Origin of the sequence: Weissella viridescens, assembly GCF_001437355.1 — a bacterium.
GTDB classification, from domain to species: Bacteria; Bacillota; Bacilli; order Lactobacillales; family Lactobacillaceae; genus Weissella; species Weissella viridescens.
In genome coordinates, this window is sequence record NZ_JQBM01000004.1 from 151,194 (window position 1) to 151,542 (window position 349).

3 tRNA genes are annotated in these 349 nt (G+C 49.0%); all 3 read right to left on the bottom strand.

Annotated features, from left to right (window positions below):
• Positions 1–46: 46 nt before the first annotated feature.
• Positions 47–120, bottom strand: a tRNA-His gene (locus IV50_RS06705).
• Between the two features lie 16 nt (positions 121–136).
• Positions 137–207 (bottom strand) — tRNA-Trp (locus tag IV50_RS06710).
• Between the two features lie 7 nt (positions 208–214).
• A tRNA-Phe gene (locus IV50_RS06715) sits at positions 215–287 on the bottom strand.
• Between the last annotated feature and the right edge of the window lie 62 nt (positions 288–349).

Sequence of the window (349 nt, forward strand, 5' to 3'; positions counted from 1 at the left end):
ATCTAAATAATAAAATAACAATCGAAATCATATCCCTGATTTCAAGGGCGATTGATGGGATTCGAACCCACGCATGCCGGAACCACAAACCGGTGTGTTAACCAACTTCACCACAACCGCCATAAAATTGTATAAGCAGGGGTAGAGGGAGTCGAACCCCCACCGACGGTTTTGGAGACCGTTGTTCTACCATTAAACTATACCCCTATCAAAGTGGCGCGAGGCGGAATCGAACCGTCGACACTACGAGCTTCAATCGTATGCTCTACCAACTGAGCTATCGCGCCATAAAAAAAACGGTCACAACGGGGTTCGAACCCGTGATCTCCTGCGTGACAGGCAGGCGTCC